We start from the raw sequence: 21,432 nt of genomic DNA, 5'->3' as shown, positions 1-21,432 counted from the left end.
CCCAGAGCTTGGAAAGGGGAGGGAACTTAATTTCTTGTTTTCCCCAATCCATCGGCTACGGTGTACACACATTTTTGGAGATCCCCCTAAATCCCCCTTAAAAAGGGGGACTTTAAGGATTTTTCCCCCCTTAAAAAGGGGGACTTTAAGGATTTTTCCCCCTTTTTAAGGGGAGCCAGCGCTCTGGTGGAGGGTCAGCCCGACCTCACAGCGACTGGCGTGGGCTGGGGGGGATCGAGATGGGAGTAAATTCGACTTGTTTTGCCTTCTTTAACGGCCAAAGAGACTGCCGAAGTTATAACCAATACCAATTGCCAAACCAACATCCGTATCATCAAAAAAGGCTGCATTAATAGCGGCTGTTGCTGTAAACCGAGATGATATTGGTACGTCAATACCACCTGTTAGCAAGAAAGCAACGTCGGCATCATCACTAGTTTCAATAGCAACACCAGCCCCAACATAAGGCGCAATAGGCAATGGTTCGGAGAAAGGATCTACCGAACTGAATGAAAAGTCATAAGTTACGGGAATGAGAATAGCTGTATCATCTCCTATCACGGCTGACGGACGTGCAGATAACACACGTGTCAGTCCGATTTTACTAAGAACCATAAAGTTACCATCTCCCAAAGCAGAGTCACCACCTAAACCGATGTTTCCTCCTATTCCGATATAGCTCGATCCACCGCGAGTTCTTCGCCCTGGATCGACAGTCGTAATATCGGATTGTGCTACTTTAGAGGTAGATGGCTTAACCTGAGTTTGTGTTTCTTGTGGAGTAACAAGCGCTGCAGATGATGTAGCTGTCGTTCCTGGAACAGGTGTAACTACTACATTATTAGAAGTTTCCTGTTGTGTATTGTTTTGTATTGGTTGTATCGAATCAACCATGGCAGCAGATGCCATGGTATTTTCGGAAACAGAAGATTTCTCTATAGATGGAGTAAAGACATTAGGGTAGAAGTTTTCTACTTCAATAGTTGTTACTTGGGGAGACGCTTCAGTTCCAGAAGATGAGGTTAACTGCTGGCTGCTTGTATTTTCTGCTACTTGAGCAAAAGCAGGTACACTGACACCTAAAACCGCCACCGCTGATATGCTCAGCACGCGAAAAGCATTTTTACGCAAAAAAATAGTGTTCACAATCACTCCTCAAAAAATATTGCCTGAATAATTAAGTTGCTATATCTTTTGTCAACTCTTGGCAATATTCACCATTTAACACTAAAAAAATCATTCCATCATCCTCTGTGGGATCAGACTGTGCAAAAATTTGAGTTCTAACTTATTCATCAATTTGCCAAGAGTCTTTGGTTACATTCTCATCCAAAATTCTCCGAGGTTTTACGATGGTGATGATTCTGCCTAAAAGAGGAACTTCTGGGGATGTGTCAAACCACTGAAAATCTAATTCTCCAGAATTGTCTACCACAAAATAACTGTTAGCGTTCCACTCTCGTTGAGCACGATCTATAACGACCAACACTGATTCCGTTGGATTTTGTGTCTGGTTGGGAAATTTTCCGCTCTTACACAAGATAACCACTGGATCTTCTGCACTTAGCAAGACTTGCCACCCAGGTAAAGGAACCCACGCTTGCTCTCCAGCAAACTTGACCATGCGAAATGGTTCTATCTCCTCAATTATAGGTACTGCTTGTAGCTCTCTTTGCGTCAGTGGTAACTCGCCAACTACTGGTATAATACGGCATAAGTCACCTTCTGATTCCAATCGATAAAACGGTAGAGAAGGGGCAGGGCGATTGGGAACTACGGTAAAATCAGTGAGTAATTGTTCGATTTGTCTCCTTGCTGTTTGGGAGTGAGCAAAGCGTAAGCCTTTGGCAATTAAGCGGGAACGTTCTTGTAAGTCGGAGTTTTGACGGGCTAACTTCCACGCTTGATAGGCAACGGCATCACCGGGATGATTCTCAAATCCTTCTGGTAGAGTACGAAAGCGGGAAAACTCTTTGATTGCCTTGGCAATTTCTTTGGCTCCATCAGCGTCAATTTTATTTTGGAAGGCGAGTTCGGCTGCTGCGGTTCTTTCTTCTTGTGTTAGCAAGCGAAATTCGTACAAAATATCGCTACCTCTGGTGGAGTAATACGATCGCACTTCTGCCGATGTATTTGCTTTTTCTATAGAATTGTAAACTTGTGCGCCAACAATCACTTGATTTTGTTGTATTGGTTCAAATCCAGTCGCTTCAAAAATTTCTTGGGGATTGTAACCAAGTTTTTGCAGTTGGGCGATCGCAATTCCCCATTCCACCCAGTTACCTTGCTTTTGTCTGAGTTTTCTCAGCAACTCTGGTGCGACATCGTTGTTATTTGGCTCTTGAATATTGAGTGGTAAATCAGTCATAAATGTCTCAGCAAGCTTTCAGAGGGGAAGATATGGTGAACTACCCCAACGAGCTCTTGCGCTTGAAGTTGGGGCTTCTGAATAAAATTTACAAGAAGACAGGCAGGGGGCATAAGGGAGAAGGAAAGATTAAATTACAATTAACAAGCCTTAACATTACGTAAATTTACGTATATAAAAATTTGAAATTATCTACAATTTTTATTGTTGTTTTTGTCAAAAATGAGTATAACCAGTTCATAGTACGATAAAAAACTACTTATGACTTAGATTGTGTTAAGTTTTAAGCTCGCTAAGTACGAAATATAACAAAAAATCAAGATTAAAAGGAACCCTTTTATGAATAATCCCCTTCCCGAATTAGACCAAATCCGCCGTCAGCTCGGAAATGTGGAAAGCCGCAAAAAGGCAAAAATGTTAGTTGTGGATGACGAACCCGATAATCTCGATTTGCTTTATCGCACTTTCCGCCGAGACTTCCAAGTTCTGAAAGCAGACAGTGGGGTGAATGCGTTGCAAGTGTTGGCATCAGAAGGAGAAGTCGCCGTTATTATATCCGACCAAAGGATGCCAGAAATGAAAGGAACAGAGTTCCTCAGCAAGACCGTTCCTCAATTTCCCGACACAGTTAGAATTATTCTTACAGGCTTTACTGATATTGAAGATTTAGTCGAGGCAATCAACGCTGGGCAAGTTTATAAGTACATTACCAAGCCCTGGGACCCCATTGAACTGAAGGCAGTGGTACAGAGAGCGGTAGAAACCTATGAATTACTAAAGCAACGGACTGAAGAATTGAGACGCGCCAATGCTCAAATGGGATTACTGGCTGTTCTCGTACAAGTGACTCAACAAGCTTCTAACCTAGACGCAACCCTCGATCCTATTGCCAAAGCCTTTGGTGAAAGTTTTTCAGCAGATGGATGTATTTTGCAGCTTGTAGAAGGCAATGCTTTAGTTTTCAAGCAAGGGACTTACAGTGTTTTTGGCACAGTAGAAAATTGGCTCGCTCGAGATCCGCTCACAACAGAAGCTATTGCCAGTCAGCAACTACAAGTTTCAGTCAATGTACCCAACGATCGCAAGCTAGCTCGTGTTTCTCACTATGAGTCTAACAGCATCCAAGCCCACTTGATTATTCCTATAACTTTCCGCGAAGAAGTTTTAGCAGTGCTGTCTCTACAGTGGAAACAACCTTGTACTTTACGTGAAGACGAACTGAAACTCATTCATCTATCAGCACAATTAGTTGCGATCGCACTGACTAGCACTCGTTACTATCAGCCAACTAAGTAACCCAGAGTGTCGGGAATTCCATGAGATAAATTATCCCATATTGTAGAACGGGCAGGGATGCCCGTTCTCTATGAGGATGTTAAATTTTATTCCCAAATTTGTTGCATATTAAGTACAAAACCAGGTAAAACATTTTCTCCTGAGAGAGTTTGAGGTGATTTTAAAACTTCCACACCTATATCTATTATACGGAACAGCCATAACGTCCTGTTAATTTTCACTTTTTTAATGACCTTTCCGAAATCCCGTGCTACCATGATGTAGATAGTATCGAATTTCAATACGCCTCGGATAGCTGAAATGAAGTAGTCGCAAAAACCTTTGCCCAAAAGCAACAGAAACTGACAAAAGAATTTTTTGACTTTAAGCAATGTCTCACCTTATGTGGGGCAGATCCCTCGTCTCAAAAGCATAGGGAAATACCTCTTGTGAGACGAAAGCATAGGGAAATACCTCTTGTGGGACGGGCGTCTCGCCCGTCATCTCCTGTAGACATATGCGCTACACAGTTTTATCGAGGTTTGAAAAGAATGCAGAAAAAATCAATATTGTTTGCAGAGAACTTGGGCTATGAACTTAGCGCAACCAAGACTTTATTTCAAGGCGTTCATCTCAGCATTGCAGAGAACGATCGCATTGCTTTGATTGGCGCTAACGGGATAGGAAAATCGACTCTTTTAAAAATTTTAGCTGGTCAACTCAATCCCACAACAGGTTCTATTAGGCGTCAAAGCACAATATACTACTTACCGCAAACCAGTACCATTAGACAAGAAATCAAAGCAGACACGGTTCTCGAGCTTCTCAGTTCTGTTTCTGAGGAATGGTGGAATATCGAAGCAATTCTGGAAACACAATTCAATACTAGACTTGACTTATCCTTACCACTTTTTAATCTCAGTGGTGGCGAACTCACAAAACTATTCTTGGCTATTGGTTTAGCGCAACAACCAAAAGTCTTACTATTAGATGAACCGACTAACCACATGGATTTAATGGCGTTAGAAAGTTTAAAAGATTTTCTCAATAATTTTGAAGGAGCGTTTGTCATTGTTTCCCACAAACCATTTTTTCTAGACCAAGTGACAGATACAACTTGGGAACTCACATCAAATAGAATCAAAGTTTATGGAGGTCATTTTTCTTTATACCGAGAACAAAAAGAAACAGAGTTAGAAGCAGCATTGCGATCGCATGAAGTTGCTAGAAAAGAACTCAAACGTGCAAAAGCTTCAGCATTAAAGGAACAACAAAGAGCAGATCAATCTCGCAAAAGAGGTGAGCAACTAGCAAATAGCGGTAGCATTCCTAGAATTGTGGCTGGAGCCATGAAACGAAAAGCAGAAGTGTCAGCAGGAATTGCAAAACAAAAACATGAAGCTCTTGTTGAGAAAGCAACACAGAAATTAACAGAAACAAAAGTCAGAACAACAAAGGCTACTAGTATTCAATTAGAAGAAAGAAGCCAAAAACGGAGAAATCTTATCGAGATTCAAGGTGCAGACCTTTGGGTAGAAGAACGCCTGCTGATTGAAAACATTCAGCTTCATATTTCCTCAAGCGATCGCATAGCTATAGCTGGTGCAAATGGCTCTGGAAAATCAAGTTTGGCAAAAGCTATTTTAGCAACAAATCGAACGGATAAATTATCTCTAAAATCTGGAGATAACTCATCTACTAAACTCGCTTTAACATCCACGACTAAAGCTGTGTATCTCGACCAAACTTATGAAATAGTTAATCGCAAGCAAACACTTCTCGAAAATATGCAAGCTGCTAATCCGAATCTAAGTTATCAGCTTTTGCGCCAACAGTTGGGACACTTCCTATTTAAATATGATGATGTCAATAAACCAGCATCGGTGTTGAGTGGGGGCGAATTAGCAAGGTTAGCGATCGCAATTATCAGTATTTCCGAAATCGATTTACTGATTCTTGACGAGCCAACAAACAATTTGGATATCGAAACTGTCAATCAAATGATAGAAGGTATCAATGAATATCAAGGTGCGCTTTGGGTGATTTCCCACGATTTGGATTTCTTAAGCCGCATTGATATTAACCAAGCTTACAAGCTGAGCGAGCAAACCCTGCAAAGAACTGCATACCTACCTAGCGAACCCGAACAATACTATCAAGAGTGCTTGTTAGCTATGTAGCTGCCCTAAGCGTCTACGAGCTTCCTGCTTGATAGCCTCAATATCGCTATACTGCCCAGACCCACTTTCAATGCCCTCCTGCCAAAGGCGACGCAATTCGTCAATATTCTGTAACTGAAGCAAGCGCTTTTGCTTCCAGTCACGTAGTGCTTCGCGGATTACTTCGCTACTGCTAGCATATTCACCTGATTCTACGGCATAGCGTACAAAAGCCGCCATTTCTGGTGTCAAGGCAACACTGATTTTTTCAACGTTTGGCATAACTTTTTTTCGTCTTTTACTCTAAAGTAGTAAAGATTGCTACCAAGTCACAATAAAAATTAGACTGCGTTGCAGGTCGTGGCTCAATAAGCTAATTCTTTAGCTTACACAGGCTTAGTAAACATACTAAAAATGTAAATTTTTGTACACAAAAAAGGGAGGTATATTAAAGCTAAAAGCTCTATTCTCCAGTTTTAATGTACCTTAGAGTTAGGATGTTAACTGTCATCTTTATACCTAATTTTGCAAACATAGGAGGTGATAAAAGTTGAAAAAAGTACAACATCACATCGTCACTATTTGGAAACACCAATTAAATAAACTTTGGTTTCGTGTAGTTATTGCTTTTACGATCGCTTATACCGTTATGGTAATAGCTAGTTTTATAGATAAATGGTCTAACGACCAAGAATTGTGCCACATTCAAGAACCTTTACAGAATTGTTATTTTAGACAAATAATCTCTATATTTGCACCAAGTAACATTGAAGGCTTTAGTATATTAACAGTATCAATTTTATATATTTTAGAGAGCCATGAGCGTCGAGAAAAGAGAATATATGAGGCGTGGCAAGTTGTTGATAATGCAGCAGCTGCAAAAGTTTCTACTAGCTACGCAAGAATTAGAGCACTAGAAGAGTTGAATAAATACCGAGTTTCTCTAAAAGGAATTGATGTTCCTGGTGCTAATTTAAGTGAAATCAATCTAAGAAATGCCGATCTAAAAGAAGTTGATTTTAATGATTGCATCTTTAGTAATGCTGACCTTAGCAATACCGATTTGAATGGTGCTAACCTCAGTGATGCTCATCTCATCTCCGCCAATCTCAGCAGTGCCAATCTCTTTTTTGCGACCTTAAGTGAAGCTAATTTGAGCGATGCCAATTTAAATCACGCCATACTTTTCTTTGCTGACCTCAACAATGCCGACCTTAGTAATGCTAATCTGAGCAGTGCCAATCTTAACAGTTCTATTCTTAATAATGCCATCCTATTTTCAGCAGACCTCCGAAATGCCGAACTTTGGAGTGCTAACCTGAGTAATGCCGATTTGAGCGATGCTAACTTGAGCGGTGCTAATCTTAAAGGTGCTAACTTGAGTGGTGCTAACCTAAGCGGTGCTAATCTTCAAGGAGCTAATTTGAGCAGTGCTGATTTCAGAGGTGCTAAAGGTCTTAAGGCTGAGCAAATCAAATCCACCAAAAATTGGGAAGAGGCACTGTTTGATTAATCTTTGAAAAAATTTTAGAGGATGTTTGTGAAGTCTCAATTCATACTTGCCAAAGCGAATAGAATTCGCACGGCAGGTGCTACAACGGGGGGCTTTGGAGTCCCCTCTGGGGTTGGGGGGAGACCCCCGCAACGCACTGCCTCGGCTATACAGCCAAAACCCACCTACGTGGGTTTAAATCCTTTGATTCCTTGGAGATTCTTTATAGCGGTTCTCATCCGAATAAGGTACAGTTTTATCCGCGTGCTTTGCTGTGCATCTGCGGTTCCATAACTCTTTTATCTATTGCATCCAAGTGAGAACCGCTATATTAGTCCGCGCAGGCGGACTTAGTTTGTATAGTAGCGAATTATATTCGCCCAGAACTTCTAAAACATCCAGTTAAACTTCTTCAATCCAAAATCCACGCATCCAAAACCGTATTACCTCAATCCCAGCCAATCTTTCATCTCTTGAACGACCCAAAGACATTCTGGTTCGCCAGTTTTAAAATCAAAATCTCCAAATTTATATTTATCTTCTCCTGCTGCAATAATAATCTTCATGATTTCTGAAGAATTTTCTCCTCCCTTGGATTGATAAATATAAACATAAACATTGTGTATGTCGAGTGTTTTCCCTTGTAGTTGTCGATAGCGCTTACCAAATATGCTCCATGTAATTGCAAAGGAATCTCTTTGAATATTAATGTTGGTTTCCGTCAAAGGAGCAATCAGGTAACCTAATGAAAGAGATGAACCAACTAACCAAACTAATACTGATAAACCAGATCCAATACCAAACAAGCCAGCAATAAATAAACTAGCAAACAAAGAAGATGCCACAAATCCAAGTATTAAACCTACAAAATCTAAAACTCTCAACCCTCTTTTGGGAAGTTTGATGTTGAGTTGGTGTAAAGATTTCTTAATCTGAATTCGGCTGTTTTGTGGTTTATGAACTGGGAGGTAAGTTTTGGGGTTTTGAGGTGTATCGAGTGCTTGTAAAGCTTGACGAGCCGTGCTAAATCGCTCTTCTACATCGGGGTCTGTCAAAGTTTCAATCCATTTTATCAAATAGGGGTCTATAGTGACGCGATCGCTAAACTGAATCCGCATCTTTCGTTGTGGTAAATCGGCTGGTGGGACTCCTGTCAGTAAATGAATTAAACTAGCTCCTAAAGCGTAAAGATCGCTTGCTGGAACGGCTCGACCGCCAAATTGTTCCATTGGTGCATAACCGTAAGTCCCTATTACGGTAAAAGTGGCTCGTTCAGAGATGGATCGATCTTGTACTGCACCAAAGTCAACGAGATAAACTCGCTTGTCTTCTCCCAGAATTAAATTACTGGGTTTGATGTCTCTGTGAAGCACAGATGGGTTGATTTCGTGCAAATATATCAAAATATTTAAGATTTCTGTGGCAATGTGACGAATTTGCTTTTCCGAAAATTTCTGCCTTCGATTTAGCAACTCTCTTAGGGAAGAACCGGGTATGTAATCTTGAACTAGACCAAACCATAGAATGCGATCGTCTATGGAAAAATAATCTCGATATTTGGGAATTCGAGGATGGTCTAACTGTTTGAGAATCTCAGCTTCTCGCTCAAAGAGTCTCAGGCTTTCCCACTGCACTTGGTCGCCAAAGGTTAGCAGTTTCACAATGACATTTTCCCTAGGCTGTGTTGTTAAATCTTCTGCTAGCCAAGTTTGACGCCCAGCATTTTGCCCTAAATTTTCTTTGAGTTGATAGCGAGTTTGTAATATCTGTCCTACTTCTAGCATCGCCAATTCCTCTAAACAAAGTCAAGTGAGCCTCAACTCCTCACTTATGGCAGATGCGGCTCGCTATCCCATATATCTTTTATACCTTTCCAATTAAACATTCTGCCTTCTGCCTTCTGCCTTCTGCCTTCTTTTTCCAAAAGTCCAGTACTCAAGCAGAAGCACCAGGGTAAGCGAGCAAGTTATAATTCTTTAGCGAACGATCGTAACAAAAATTTATGAGTAACCCTCTAGTACAGGCTTTTTTTGTTGGAAGAGCAGTTGCTGAAGTCCTCAGCGAAAAATTGGAGTTTGCCGTTACTGACGCTTTAAGCGAACTTGGTAAGTGGGATGCCGAACTCCGGGAGCAAATGCGCGAGTTTACAGAAGAAGTCACAGAACGTGCAAACCGGGCATCTGCTGCGGCAGGTGCTGCTTCTACTTCTTCAGTTTACTCTGGAACTACTACGTCGGCTCCTGTTGATACACAAGCTACTATCGATGACTTACGAGCAGAAATTGCCACACTGCGAACTGAGTTACAGCGATATCGCAATCAAAGTAGTGCTAATCAGTGACCAGTGACCAGTGACCAGTGACCAGTGACCAGTGACCAGTGACCAGTGACAAATGACTAGTGACCAGCGGTAAGCAAAAGATATGGAAAAAGGTTATTCGGATAAGGCATACCGTTGGAATCGGGAAAATTACTCTCGCAGACGGCGCTTTGTGGATATTTGGTCTTTTGTCTTGACTTTGATGTTCAAGCTTTGGCGTTACAACAAGTCTTGGAGTTATCCTGGTGGTGTGACGGAAGCTAAGAAAACCGCAAGGCGAAAGGCTCAAGCAGTATGGATTCGCAATACTCTTTTGGATTTGGGACCAACTTTTATCAAGGTTGGGCAACTTTTTTCTACTCGTTCTGATATATTCCCTGTTGAATATGTTGAAGAATTATCTAAGCTCCAAGATAGAGTACCTGCTTTTAGTTACGAACAGGTAGAGGCGATTATCGAGCAGGAGATGGGTAAGAAAATTCCTGACCTCTTTCAGAATTTTGAGCCAATTCCTCTCGCTGCTGCTAGCTTGGGTCAAGTCCACAAAGCTACCCTACATTCGGGGGAAGCAGTTGTTGTTAAAGTGCAGCGACCGGGGCTTAAGAAGTTATTTGAAATAGATTTACAAATTCTTAGGGGAATCGCACGTTATTTTCAAAACCATCCCGACTGGGGGCGAGGTCGCGATTGGATGGGGATTTATGAGGAGTGTTGTCGCATTCTTTGGGAAGAAATTGATTATCTTAACGAAGGTCGCAATGCCGATACTTTTCGTCGTAATTTCCGCGATATTGAATGGGTAAAGGTACCGCGAGTTTACTGGCGTTATACCTCGTCTCGTGTCGTGACTTTAGAATATCTTCCAGGTATCAAAATTAGTCAGTATGAGGCTATTGAGGCAGCTGGTTTGGATAGGAAGGAAATCGCCCGTCACGGTGCGGAAGCTTACTTACATCAACTGCTGAACAACGGATTCTTTCATGCAGATCCTCATCCAGGGAATATTGCTGTCAGCCCAGTAGGCGCTCTTATTTTCTATGATTTTGGGATGATGGGGCGTATAAAAAGTAATATACGTGAAGGGTTGATGGAAACGCTGTTTGGTATTGCCTCAAAAGATGGCTCGCGCGTTGTTAAATCTCTCATAGATTTGGGTGCTCTTGCTCCTGTAGATGATATGGGACCAGTGCGGCGTTCTGTCCAGTATATGCTGGACAATTTTATGGATAAGCCCTTTGAAAATCAATCAGTGGCGGCTATTAGTGACGATTTGTACGAAATAGCATATAATCAGCCATTTAGATTTCCTGCTACTTTCACTTTCGTCATGCGAGCTTTTTCGACTCTCGAAGGTGTGGGTAAAGGGTTAGATCCTGAATTTAACTTTATGGAAGTAGCAAAACCTTATGCAATGCAGCTTATGACTGATATGAATGGCACAGAAGGCAATAGTTTTCTCAATGAATTGAGTCGCCAAGCAGTTCAAGTCAGCAGTACAGCACTAGGGCTACCGCGCCGACTCGAAGATACACTAGAAAAACTAGAGCGGGGCGATCTACGAGTGCGAGTAAGGTCTCTAGAAACCGAAAGATTGCTGCGCCGACAAACAAATGTTCAACTGGGAATGACTTATGCTGTTATTGTGAGTGGTTTTACCCTTTCAGCTGCTGTTCTATTGTTGAAAGACTATATCTGGTTGGCTGCGCTTGCTGGTTTAATCGCGGCGGCTGTTTCGTGGCTGTTAATTCGACTGCTCATGCGTCTCGACCGCTATGACCGTATGTATTAATAAATTTTGTAGAAACTATATGAAAATTAACTCTACTGGGAAAAGTGACCCAGGGCTTATTCGTTCTAATAACCAAGATGCTTACTACATTGACCCGGAAGAACGCTTTTTTATAGTCGCTGATGGTATGGGCGGTCATGCTGGAGGCGAGCAAGCAAGTCGTATTGCTACACAAGAAATTCAAACTTATTTAACAGAAAATTGGAATGCTTCTAAATCTTCCGAACAATTATTAGAAGAAGCTTTGCTCAAAGCCAATGAAGCAATTTTGCTCGACCAGCAAAATTACCCAGAACGGGCTGATATGGGAACAACTGTTGTCGCCATCATGTTTCGCGATCGCGAATCACCTTTGTGCGCTCATGTTGGGGATTCCCGGCTGTACCGTTTGCGTAACTCTCAACTCGAACAAATCACTGAAGATCATACCTGGGTAGCACGCGCTCTGAAAATGGGCGATATCACCTCAGATGAAGCTAGAATTCATCCCTTCCGTCACGTGTTATCTCGCTGTTTGGGACGTGAAGATTTACATCAAGTTGATATCAAGCCAGTAGATGTTAAAGCAGGCGATCGCCTTTTATTATGCAGCGACGGACTTACAGAAGAACTTGCCGATCAAACGATTAGTTCTTTCCTTCAAGAAAATTCAGGGGGAGATAAAGCAGCTTATTCCCTCATTGAATCAGCTAAAGAACAAGGCGGACACGACAATATCACCGTTGTCATCGTGACTGTTGAGTGATTGGCGATTGGCGATTGGCGATTGGCGATTGGGAATTGGGCATTGAGCATTGAGAATGGAACTTTCTTAATTCCCAGTCCCCAATCATTGGTCACTGGTCACTGGTCACTGGTCACTGGTCACTGGTCACTGATTTTGTTCAGCTTGAGCATTTTTCTGGGTTACAACTTGATACATATATTGTTAAGCCTCCGTAGCTAGCGACTTCGGAGGCTTTGTTTAGAATGTTTCAGTGTAATTGACATCTTGCACCTAATAAGGTAGGGCGCATATAATTCTGATTTACTACCTCTTGCATCTCTTGTAACCCAAACAAGGGATTCACAGGCAGTCGGGAAGACAAAACGAGAGCGATCGAGTCTTTCCATAGGACTTTACGAGTGTTGGTTTTTGTTTTTCCCGATCTAAGTACCCGAAATTCGCTTTAGCGGACTTGAGGTCTATATCAGTAGAATGAGCTGCAAGAAAATCAAACTGAAAAATTACCCATTAGGATGTGGGCAATTCGTCAAACAGTTGTTATCTTTCGTAATATGTAAGAAGAACAATTGTATGCCTAGTCAGAGTCACTCCCAGCATAACTCTGGTTTTTCTGACTCTATCAATTTACGTAACCTCTTAGGAGATATCTTATGAATCAACCAATCGAATTGACTTTAGAACAACAATTCAGTATTCATTCTTTTGCTAGTCAAGTTCAAAACATGAGCCACGACCAGGCAAAAGACTTTTTAGTCAAACTCTACGAGCAAATGGTAGTTCGTGAAGCTACCTACAAAGAGCTTATCAAGCACCAATGGGGACTAGATTCTGGTTCCACTTGGGCATAGATTTGTGATGTCGCAGTGGGCGACCTCCTTCTCTTGCTCTATTCCAAGGAGGAAAGGAGCTGGGGATGCAGGGGCGTCAACTCCGAGGAAAAACTCAAACTTACGAGAGCTTTTATAACGGGTCATTGGCCTAAAAAAATAATTGTCTGCTTTACTACTCAAGCAGTCGTATATTCCTATGAAGTTAATAGCTGTGCGGAGCGTCTACTAAATTTCAGCCCGAGAGGCTAGGGCGACAAATTGAATTGCCATTGGTTTTCCCAAGCGGCACTCTAAGCATCTATAACCGTTCGCACAGCCTCTAGTCTACTCAAATTCCACACCCGGTAACTTATCTATTTATATTTCTTATAACTTTCTGCAGCATCTTGTATAGAGGTTTTTAACAATTTGTAATATAAACCATCAAGATTGCTGAAGAACTTACAAAGAACAACTAAGTAGTATATTTCTCTCAACCGGAAAGGTCAAACGGAGAATCTGTATCAATCGCTTGTATTTTCGCCAAAATCTGAGGTTTTATCTTCTCGTACTCAACTTTTAGCAAACTTTTACTAACTTGCGGGTCGGTAGTAGATATCAAGGTTTCGCTAATCTTAACCCAATCTTGTAACCTATGGCGTTGAGCGGACGCAATGCTAGAAAGGAGTACGTGAGCGCAGCGGTTAGGTGCTTCTCTAGAAAAGAATAACAGGCGATACGAGCCTGTTTGCCCGAGTAAGTAAGTTACTTCTTGCCCAAAAGTGGTTTTTAAGTCTAAGTAGTACGGCAACCACTTTGAACCTTGCTTGCGATTGTATATGAGAGTAATCCATAACAACATGGGGTGAGGAGCCGTGATAAAAAGAAATTGGTTGTAGCGCGTACAAACTAGACGCTTCAAAATTTCTTGTTGTGGTAGCATTACCCATAAAGCAGGAATGACTTCTCCTTCAGGGCTTCGGATTAGCTTTGGAAAAACAATATCAGCAATAGGTTTATTAGCAGGCCATGAAGCTTGTTGTGCTATTTCATCAGTTAGCATAGAGGGCAAAAGAACTGGTGTCCTTTGCTCTGAGCCTGTTTTTACTGTAGAGGTATTAGTAACTGTATTGGAAAAAATATCGCTTTCTGTTTGCGGTAAGACTTTACGAATGCCGTAGCTTTGTTCTAATGAGACTAAAACTTTTAGAATTTCATCAATATTTTGCGGGCGCGAACTTGGCGATTTAGCCAAACAACTTAAGACTAAATTTTCCACTTCAGTTGGTACTTGTCGTGTAGGAACAACCTCCGAGATAGGACGCGGAATTTGCTTATGATGTAATTTATACCAAGCGCCGAATGAGTGGCTGACAGCGACAAGTGGTAATTTACCAGCAAGCATTTCATACATCATTACACCCAAACTATAGATATCAGAACGGTTGTCTAATTCCTTACCATCCATTTGTTCGGGTGAAGAATAAGCCAGAGTTCCTAAATAATAGTTAGTATAATTAGCATCAGACATAAGGAGTTTGGCAATACCAAAATCCAACACTTTCACAAGTTCGCCAAAACTAGCATCTTGAATAACTAGCATATTACTTGGCTTAATATCGCGGTGAATAATTGGACAAATTTTGCCATCAACCGGGATACCACTGTGAGCGCAGTGTAAACCCAAACAAATTTGGCGTGCAATACTGAAAAATCTTGGTAAAGATAACTGTTGCTTGCGGATGATGTGACTGAGGTTTGTTCCTTGTAAGTATTCCATAACATAGAATGGAGTACCATTCTCGTCTACGCCATAGTCCATAACGCGGACAATGTGGATACTTTTTTGACCTAGTAAAGCACAGGTTTTTGCTTCTCTTTCAAAGCGTTCCAGCACCCGCATTTTTTGGTTTTGAATTGATAGGGCAAGAAATTTAACAGCAACAGGAACACCACCCAACAAAACGTCCTTAGCACGATAAACTCTACCCATGGCTCCGGTACCGATAATGTCCTGAAGCTCATAGCGTTTGCTGAGTAAACGACCAGTGTTGGGGTCTGACATACAAAATTCGACTCCAATATCAAATAATCTTAGGAAATTTCTGCTTTATACACACCTCCGGAAATTCAAGAGGAGTATTTACCTGGAGTAATACTAAATCCACTTTTACAACCCCTTTTGCTCTAACGATTAGAAATCGCTGCTATACAAACGAAGTCCGCCTGCGCGGACTGAATTATAAAGGGGTACAAGATGTGGATTTGGTAATTGTCAACGAAACCGGATCGATATGTCCGGTCTTTCTGAGGCATCCAGTACTGTAGTTACTATTTATATTTCCCAATTTTTACTCGTTAAATAACATATGACCAGTGACCAGTGACCAGTGACCATTAACTAGGAGTTTGTCTCTCTAAGTTGGCTTCCATTGTACTGGTTAAAAAATGACCAGCTAATACGCCACTGGTTAAGTAGTAAGTGTTATCAGATACTCTGTGTAAGGTTTCAAAGCCACTACGACGCTCGCGATCGCTCAACACCCAATACCTCTGAACTATCGTTTCTAGACCAATCCAGCCTTCCCCTTCTACCTGTCCCAATAAATTATGTTGAAGTAAAAAATTATACTGCCTTTCTCCGCGATCCAAACGACCTTTATACTGTAGGGCAATTTCTGAGTGTTCGGTATCGGGAAACATTAATTTTGTCGCCATTGTGAACCAATTATCTCGATTCCAAGCAACCAAGGTCAAACCTTTGACGCTAATTGGCATACCATTACGTTCCAGCCAGGTTCCTTGTAGAATCCAGCGCCCCGGTTCTAGTAAAAAAGTGTGTGGCACCTTGTACGTTCCTTGCTTTGCTCGAGTACCGCCAAGACTGGATATTAAAACATTAAGATGTCAGGCAGTAAATAAGTACAGTATATCCATTGTGCCAAACCTTGGGAGGACACATTTTAACATAGTTCATCGTTTTTCTCCCTACTTATATCGTAAGCGATTATCCGAACGTGATATAATTCCCTCTCCCTATAAGCGCGAAAGGCACTACGAACACCATGTCATCATATTACGACCGCCTAATTACTTACAAACAAAACCCCACCCTAGCTCTCTTTCAAGGGTAGGTATTTAAAAATCAGGTAGTAGAGTGGGTGATTTCAAAGACATGAAGTTGTGGAATGAAGTAAAATTGTAGACTCTGAAATATATTTAGTTTTCTGCTCTTAGAACTTTGTCCAGAGATCTTCTCCACTAGGCGGTAGCCTAATCTGACTGCTACGATGCAAGAGACACAGTTAAGAGTTAAGGGAACAACCATGAGCTTGGTAATTTCAGATGACATTGTGAAAGCAAGTGGCTTATCAGAACGTGAACTCTTGCTGGAAATTGTGATTATGCTCTTTAAGCAGGATAAGATTAGCCTGGGAAAAGCTAGTGAATTAATAGGGATACATCGGATGCAGTTTCAAAAATTGCTGGCTGAGCGGAATATTTGTGTTCACTACGATGTAGCTGAATTCCAAGAAGATCTCAAAACGTTGCAGGAAATGGGTTGGCAATGACTATTGTGAGTAACACTTCACCAATCTCGAATTTGGCAAAGGATTTTAAAGCTCTTATTAGGAAACTTCTCCCAAAAGCACTTCTTGACGTGCGCCTGTAGCCGTTGGTAGGTTTCCAGGGGTTCCCATGTATCGCCAGTAAGCTAACACGGCAAATGCGATCGCTTCTTTAAAATCAGCATTCAATCCCACATCGTCTGTTATCATGACTGGTACTGAGTCTAACAGGTGCTGTATCCGAGCTTTTAAATAAAGATTGCGGCTACCACCCCCACAGAGTAATACTCTTTGTGGAAGTTGTGGCAAAAAAGAACGGTAACTATGAACAATCGAAGCTGCTGTCAGTTCTGTTAGAGTTGCCAATATATCAGCTGGGCTGAGTTGATAAGCTTCAGCATCTTGCAAGCAATTTTGAAGGTAAGAAACCCCAAATAATTCTCGACCTGTAGATTTAGGCGGTGGTAGATGAAAGTAGTCTTGAGTGAGCCATTGTTCTACTAAAGGATGGCAAGGATTGCCACTTGCAGCCCAAGCACCATTTTCATCATAGGTTTTTGTCCCAGAGGATAAATGCTCTACTGCTAAATCTAAAAGACTATTGCCAGGTCCTGTATCCCAACCACGAAGTTTTTCCAACCAATTGCTGTCACGACGAGGCGGTATATAAGCCACATTACCAATTCCTCCAATATTTTGGATACAACGTCCTTCGTTGAAATCACTGAGTAATGCTGCATCTATACGAGGAACTAGAGGAGCGCCGTGACCGCCGACAGCAATATCGGCTGCACGAAAATTACTAACAGTTTTTATCCCTGTCAGATGAGCAATGACTGCACCTCGTCCCAGTTGTAGACTGTAACCTAGGAGGGGATAGGGGGTAGGGGGTAGGGGGTAGGGGGTAGTTGTATTCCCTATTCCCCATTCCCTATTCCCTATCCCCTCTTTTTGAGGTGGTCTATGATATACTGTTTGACCGTGAGAACCGATAACAGAAGCAGGTGAATGACCGAGTTGAATGTTTTGTGCGGAGCGGGCAAAGGTATATGCGATCGCATCATCCAATTCTGCTAGCTCAGCCATAGAAAGGGCTTCTCCCGCACAAACTGCTAAAATGCGTTCTCTTAAAGGTGTTGGGTAAGGATAAGTCGCGCTAGCTACTAACTCAATTTCGATATCCAAATCTGTTCCAGAAATATCAACTAATGCTGCATCTATACCATCTACAGACGTACCACTGATTAAGCCTATTACACGCATATGAATTATGAATTATGAATTATGAATTATGAATTATGAATTATAAATGAATGGTGATTGAGCTATTTGGGAAAATTTATAATTCTTCTCACTTCTTCTGAAAGACTTTCAAATAAAAAGTCTCCCAAAAGTTCTTGTAATTTGAATCTACCACCAGTTCTTGTGGTGCGGGCGTCTCGCCCGCCACTTATACAGGACAGGTGGGACGCCTATCCCACATCCCACAAAATAAATAATTTATTAAAAAAATTAACTTACTGAAGACTTTTTAAAGAATTACTTCTATCTTCAGAAATAATGTGTAAATCGATGTTTTTGAGCAATCGCAAAAGTTTGTGAGTGAGAGACCCCTTAAAAAGAAGTTGCCAGCGCGATCGCTGACTCGCACCAATTACAATTTGAGTGATGCGGTATTGTTGGGCAACTTCTGCAATTGACGTAGCTACATCATGGCTGTTAACCCGAAGAAATTCACCTTCAAATTCTTGACAGAGCTTTTCGCAGGTTTCTACATACAAGCTTTCTTGTTTAGTCAGAAAGCGCTCCGGTTCAGAAACATACAAACAAAAAAGAGGAGCGTTCATATACTTAGCTAGTCTAGCTCCTCTTCGTAATAATTGAATTGAGTTAGGATAAGTTGATACGCAAACTAAAACTCTTTCATGAATATTGCAAAGATCGCCATTGAGATTGTTAGCGACTGCATTTTCCTCAATGTTATCTGCAACCTCTCGAAGTGCTAACTCTCGTAAAGCAATCAAATTGCGACGTTGGAAAAAGTTATCAAGCGATTGTTGAATTTTTTCTGGAGCATAAATTTTACCTTCTAACAAACGTTCCTGTAAAGTTTCAGGAGTGACATCGATGGCGACAATTTCATCCGCTTCATCTAGAATGCGATCGGGAACACGTTCTCTGACAATCACACCAGTAATTCTAGCAACTAAGTCATTCAAACTTTCAAGATGTTGAATGTTCATTGTAGAATAAACGTCAATGCCTGCTTCTAAAATGACCTCCACATCTTGGTATCGTTTTTCTCGAATTGAACCAGGAATATTGGTATGTGCTAATTCATCCACTAGAGCTAATTGGGGCGATCGTGCTAAGATGGCATCAACATCCATTTCTGTCAACACCAAACCACTCCGAGAAATTTGCTGACGAGGAATTATCTCCAATCCTTCTGCTTTTTTTGCCGTTTCTTTGCGTCCGTGAGTTTCTAAAAGCCCAATGACCACATCGATCCCTTCATCTTTTAGTGCATGGGCTTCTTCCAACATTCGGTATGTTTTACCAACCCCCGGTGCCATCCCAATGTAAATTTTGTGTTTACCTCTCCGTACTTGGCTCAAATCATTAGCCATTAGCCCAATTACCTATTTTGCTGACGGTTAAACTCATCTAAATTTCAAGCATAATTCAACTTTAAAATCTTCACTCCCAGTTCATCAAAAATACCTAAAATTTAGATACTGTATACATAGTTATATATTAGTTAAAAATCTAACTTTTATAATACTTAAAAACCTAGAAATACCGAAAAATACTGAAGTGCTTTGTTTATATAGATGCTAGATTGAATCGGAATGTGGAAGTAAATAGGTCTTGTTGAAAGAGATAGGCAACTCAGACCGGAGTGTTGCCAGAAACATCAGCTTCAACATCCTATTTTGCTCAATGGAAGGCTTGAATTCAAAACGGCAGAACATTGGCTATGGCTTGCTAAGCAATGTATAGGCAAAAGAGCCGCAATAATCACTCTTTGAGCATGAAAACTTATAACTAACCACATATAAGTGCATCTGCCGATATTTGCCACAAGTTCCTTAACGAAGGTTTGAGGACGTCTATTGGCATGGAAAGAATTATTACTTAATCAGGTTAACTATCATTATGGATAATTTTCAGGAAACAACATTAGCTCGTGGATTGGCAAATCATTCTAGCAGTTTAATCCCAAGTTTTGGCAATTCTGATGCCCCGTTTGGAGAAGTAGCATTGCAAAAAGAGAACAGACCAGGCATGCTCTTCATTGATGACAAGGTGGAAGATTGGCAATTATTGGCTGGAGAAATCAACTCAGGTTTAGAAGTTGTCAGGATAGATAGCACTAAAGATGGCATTGCCCAAATAACACAAGCACTTCAAGGGCGCAGTCAGTTATCTTCGATCCACATTGTATCCCATGGCGAATCGGGAGATTTGCAATTAGGCAATACAGTGGTAAATTCTCAGACATTAGATATCACTGGGCAACAGTTACAATCTTGGTCATCAGCACTTGCTGCTGATGGGGACATTCTTCTGTATGGATGTAACTTAGCTGCCGATGATATAGGAAAAGCTTTTGTACAAAAAATCCAGGCTTTGACAGGAGCGGATGTTGCAGCTTCGACTGACTTGACAGGAAGCACAGCAAAAGGTGGGAACTGGAATTTAGAATACTCCATCGGCAAGATAGAGGCAGCTAATGCGTTTAATACTGAAGTCACCCAGGCATATACAAGTGTTTTGGCTACTTACAGTGTTAATGCTGGTGATGTTTCTGACACGGGTTCGGGAACCACTGGGGGATTGGTTTGGGCAATTAAGCAAGCTAACTCGACGCTAGAAGAAGACACCATTAACTTGGCAAAAAGTACTTACAGCCTGAATCAGATTAATAACTACTGGTATGGTCCGAACGGACTGCCAGAAATTAAGAGTCAAATCACCATTGAGGGGAATGGGGCGATCGTTGAGAGAGCTACAGCTACAGGTACACCTAACTTCCGCTTCTTCTATGTAGCAGGAAGCCTCAATCCAGCCCCTTATGACATTGCTCCAGGGAATCTGACGCTGAAAAATCTCACCCTACAAGGTGGTGTTGCCAAAGGCGGTGATGGTATGGGTGGCGGCGGTGGTGCAGGTTTTGGAGGTGCCATCTTTATCAGGGCTGGCAGTTTAAACCTCAGCAACACTACCTTTACATCTAACACAGCAATTGGCGGCAGTGGTTTTCAGTCAGCAGGTCAAGGCAAGGGCGGTGCAATTTTTGCTGTGACTGAACAATTCACAGCAGTAGCAGGCACACCCACAGCTCCTACAATCAAATCTTTCAGTGGGCTGCCGACTTTCAGTGAAAATACGGCTCCCAATGCTTCTAACGAGACAGGTGATACAAAAGACGTATTTGGAACAATTACCCTTGCCGATATCACCGCCCCCACTCTCAGCAGCACCACACCAACTAGTAATGCCACTAACGTTGCTGTTGCAGCCAACTTAGTAATTAACTTCAGCGAAAATATTGTTCTTGGAACGGGAAACATCACCATTCACAAAGCCAATGGTACAACTGTTGAGACCATTGCCACCACTGAAACTACCAAACTCACCATTGAGGGCAGTAAACTCACTATCAACCCCACTCCAGACTTGGCAGGTGAAACTGAATATTACGTGCAAATACAACCTGGTGTTATCAAAGACTTAGCAGGCAACAGCTACAACGGAATCAACGATGCCACAACTTGGAAATTCACTACTGCGGATATCACCGCCCCCACTCTCAGCAGCACTACACCAAACAATAATGCTACCAATGTTGCTGTTGCAGACAACTTAGTCATCAACTTCAGCGAAAAGATTGCTTTGGGTACGGGAAACATCACCATTT

The 21,432-nt window shown here is 41.6% G+C and carries 17 protein-coding genes and 1 pseudogene; 9 read left to right on the top strand and 9 right to left on the bottom strand.

Going from position 1 to position 21,432, the window contains the following annotated elements:
- Positions 1–270: 270 nt before the first annotated feature.
- Both ACKTT2_RS44290 and ACKTT2_RS44285 read right to left on the bottom strand, forming a co-directional pair.
- The gene (locus tag ACKTT2_RS44290) at positions 271–1,146 is read right to left on the bottom strand and encodes a hypothetical protein (protein ID WP_407898664.1); all 876 of its coding nucleotides are present in this window, start codon (positions 1,144–1,146) and stop codon (positions 271–273) included.
- 142 nt (positions 1,147–1,288) lie between these two features.
- A complete protein-coding gene (locus tag ACKTT2_RS44285; RefSeq protein WP_407898662.1) occupies positions 1,289–2,368 on the bottom strand; it encodes a RuBisCO accumulation factor 1 in 1,080 nt (359 codons plus the stop codon).
- A gap of 339 nt (positions 2,369–2,707) precedes the next feature.
- Here ACKTT2_RS44285 and ACKTT2_RS44280 point away from each other — a divergent pair, with 339 nt between their 5' ends.
- The gene (locus ACKTT2_RS44280; RefSeq protein ID WP_407898660.1) at positions 2,708–3,664 is read left to right on the top strand and encodes a response regulator; all 957 of its coding nucleotides are present in this window, start codon (positions 2,708–2,710) and stop codon (positions 3,662–3,664) included.
- Between the two features lie 86 nt (positions 3,665–3,750).
- On the opposite strand, the pseudogene ACKTT2_RS44275 reads toward ACKTT2_RS44280, so the two are convergent.
- A pseudogene (locus tag ACKTT2_RS44275) lies at positions 3,751–3,837 on the bottom strand (Uma2 family endonuclease); the annotation flags it as partial.
- Positions 3,838–4,092: 255 nt separating this feature from the next.
- Here ACKTT2_RS44275 and abc-f point away from each other — a divergent pair.
- On the top strand, positions 4,093–5,823 hold the full coding sequence (gene abc-f, locus ACKTT2_RS44270) for a ribosomal protection-like ABC-F family protein (RefSeq protein ID WP_407898657.1): 1,731 nt from the start codon (positions 4,093–4,095) through the stop codon (positions 5,821–5,823).
- Here abc-f and ACKTT2_RS44265 read toward each other — a convergent pair.
- A complete protein-coding gene (locus ACKTT2_RS44265) occupies positions 5,812–6,084 on the bottom strand; it encodes a type II toxin-antitoxin system ParD family antitoxin (protein ID WP_407898655.1) in 273 nt (90 codons plus the stop codon). The genes abc-f and ACKTT2_RS44265 overlap by 12 nt on opposite strands.
- A gap of 268 nt (positions 6,085–6,352) precedes the next feature.
- Here ACKTT2_RS44265 and ACKTT2_RS44260 point away from each other — a divergent pair, with 268 nt between their 5' ends.
- The gene (locus ACKTT2_RS44260) at positions 6,353–7,315 is read left to right on the top strand and encodes a pentapeptide repeat-containing protein (protein WP_407898653.1); all 963 of its coding nucleotides are present in this window, start codon (positions 6,353–6,355) and stop codon (positions 7,313–7,315) included.
- 422 nt (positions 7,316–7,737) lie between these two features.
- Here the strand turns inward: ACKTT2_RS44260 and ACKTT2_RS44255 are convergent, their stop codons facing one another.
- Positions 7,738–9,078, bottom strand: coding sequence for a serine/threonine protein kinase (locus tag ACKTT2_RS44255; RefSeq protein ID WP_407898651.1), 1,341 nt, complete (start codon positions 9,076–9,078; stop codon positions 7,738–7,740).
- A 218-nt stretch (positions 9,079–9,296) separates the two neighbouring features.
- On the opposite strand from ACKTT2_RS44255, the gene ACKTT2_RS44250 reads away from it, so the two are divergent.
- The 4 genes from ACKTT2_RS44250 to ACKTT2_RS44235 all read left to right on the top strand — a co-directional run bounded on the left by ACKTT2_RS44250 (position 9,297) and on the right by ACKTT2_RS44235 (position 12,978).
- Complete coding sequence (locus tag ACKTT2_RS44250; RefSeq protein ID WP_407898649.1) at positions 9,297–9,635, top strand: DUF6825 family protein; 339 nt, start codon at positions 9,297–9,299, stop codon at positions 9,633–9,635.
- An 82-nt stretch (positions 9,636–9,717) separates the two neighbouring features.
- A complete protein-coding gene (locus ACKTT2_RS44245; protein WP_407898647.1) occupies positions 9,718–11,403 on the top strand; it encodes an ABC1 kinase family protein in 1,686 nt (561 codons plus the stop codon).
- A gap of 19 nt (positions 11,404–11,422) precedes the next feature.
- Positions 11,423–12,148: a Stp1/IreP family PP2C-type Ser/Thr phosphatase gene (locus tag ACKTT2_RS44240; RefSeq protein WP_407898645.1), complete on the top strand. Its 726-nt coding sequence runs from the start codon at positions 11,423–11,425 to the stop codon at positions 12,146–12,148.
- 632 nt (positions 12,149–12,780) lie between these two features.
- Positions 12,781–12,978, top strand: coding sequence for an NblA/ycf18 family protein (locus ACKTT2_RS44235; RefSeq protein ID WP_407898643.1), 198 nt, complete (start codon positions 12,781–12,783; stop codon positions 12,976–12,978).
- A 454-nt stretch (positions 12,979–13,432) separates the two neighbouring features.
- Here the strand turns inward: ACKTT2_RS44235 and ACKTT2_RS44230 are convergent, their stop codons facing one another.
- The gene (locus ACKTT2_RS44230; protein ID WP_407898641.1) at positions 13,433–15,004 is read right to left on the bottom strand and encodes a serine/threonine protein kinase; all 1,572 of its coding nucleotides are present in this window, start codon (positions 15,002–15,004) and stop codon (positions 13,433–13,435) included.
- Positions 15,005–15,336: 332 nt separating this feature from the next.
- The gene (locus ACKTT2_RS44225; RefSeq protein WP_407898639.1) at positions 15,337–15,786 is read right to left on the bottom strand and encodes a hypothetical protein; all 450 of its coding nucleotides are present in this window, start codon (positions 15,784–15,786) and stop codon (positions 15,337–15,339) included.
- A 479-nt stretch (positions 15,787–16,265) separates the two neighbouring features.
- Between ACKTT2_RS44225 and ACKTT2_RS44220 the strand changes: the two genes are divergently transcribed.
- Positions 16,266–16,511, top strand: a complete 246-nt coding sequence (locus tag ACKTT2_RS44220; RefSeq protein ID WP_407898637.1) for a UPF0175 family protein — start codon at positions 16,266–16,268, stop codon at positions 16,509–16,511.
- 57 nt (positions 16,512–16,568) lie between these two features.
- On the opposite strand, the gene ACKTT2_RS44215 is transcribed toward ACKTT2_RS44220, so the two are convergent.
- Positions 16,569–17,771 carry an anhydro-N-acetylmuramic acid kinase gene (locus tag ACKTT2_RS44215; RefSeq protein WP_407898635.1) on the bottom strand — a complete coding sequence of 401 codons (1,203 nt, stop codon included), beginning with the start codon at positions 17,769–17,771 and terminating at the stop codon, positions 16,569–16,571.
- A gap of 254 nt (positions 17,772–18,025) precedes the next feature.
- Positions 18,026–19,138: a universal stress protein gene (locus ACKTT2_RS44210; RefSeq protein WP_407898633.1), complete on the bottom strand. Its 1,113-nt coding sequence runs from the start codon at positions 19,136–19,138 to the stop codon at positions 18,026–18,028.
- A 529-nt stretch (positions 19,139–19,667) separates the two neighbouring features.
- Between ACKTT2_RS44210 and ACKTT2_RS44205 the strand changes: the two genes are divergently transcribed.
- Positions 19,668–21,432 (top strand): DUF4347 domain-containing protein (locus ACKTT2_RS44205; protein WP_407898631.1); only part of this gene is annotated, 1,765 nt, incomplete at its 3' end.

This window comes from Scytonema hankhaensis NUACC26, assembly GCF_045865695.1.
Lineage (GTDB): Bacteria > Cyanobacteriota > Cyanobacteriia > Cyanobacteriales > Nostocaceae > Scytonema.
The sequence above is the reverse complement of the archived record's forward strand: the minus strand, read 5'-3'. Positions and strand labels throughout refer to the sequence as shown.

Coding starts and splice junctions, on each gene's coding strand:
- ACKTT2_RS44285 (WP_407898662.1), bottom strand. CDS start 2,368: ATGACTGATTTACCACTCAATATTCAAGAGCCAAATAACAACGATGTC.
- ACKTT2_RS44280 (WP_407898660.1), top strand. CDS start 2,708: ATGAATAATCCCCTTCCCGAATTAGACCAAATCCGCCGTCAGCTCGGA.
- ACKTT2_RS44265 (WP_407898655.1), bottom strand. CDS start 6,084: ATGCCAAACGTTGAAAAAATCAGTGTTGCCTTGACACCAGAAATGGCG.
- ACKTT2_RS44255 (WP_407898651.1), bottom strand. CDS start 9,078: ATGCTAGAAGTAGGACAGATATTACAAACTCGCTATCAACTCAAAGAA.
- ACKTT2_RS44250 (WP_407898649.1), top strand. CDS start 9,297: ATGAGTAACCCTCTAGTACAGGCTTTTTTTGTTGGAAGAGCAGTTGCT.
- ACKTT2_RS44245 (WP_407898647.1), top strand. CDS start 9,718: ATGGAAAAAGGTTATTCGGATAAGGCATACCGTTGGAATCGGGAAAAT.
- ACKTT2_RS44240 (WP_407898645.1), top strand. CDS start 11,423: ATGAAAATTAACTCTACTGGGAAAAGTGACCCAGGGCTTATTCGTTCT.
- ACKTT2_RS44235 (WP_407898643.1), top strand. CDS start 12,781: ATGAATCAACCAATCGAATTGACTTTAGAACAACAATTCAGTATTCAT.
- ACKTT2_RS44230 (WP_407898641.1), bottom strand. CDS start 15,004: ATGTCAGACCCCAACACTGGTCGTTTACTCAGCAAACGCTATGAGCTT.
- ACKTT2_RS44220 (WP_407898637.1), top strand. CDS start 16,266: ATGAGCTTGGTAATTTCAGATGACATTGTGAAAGCAAGTGGCTTATCA.
- ACKTT2_RS44215 (WP_407898635.1), bottom strand. CDS start 17,771: ATGCGTGTAATAGGCTTAATCAGTGGTACGTCTGTAGATGGTATAGAT.
- ACKTT2_RS44210 (WP_407898633.1), bottom strand. CDS start 19,138: ATGGCTAATGATTTGAGCCAAGTACGGAGAGGTAAACACAAAATTTAC.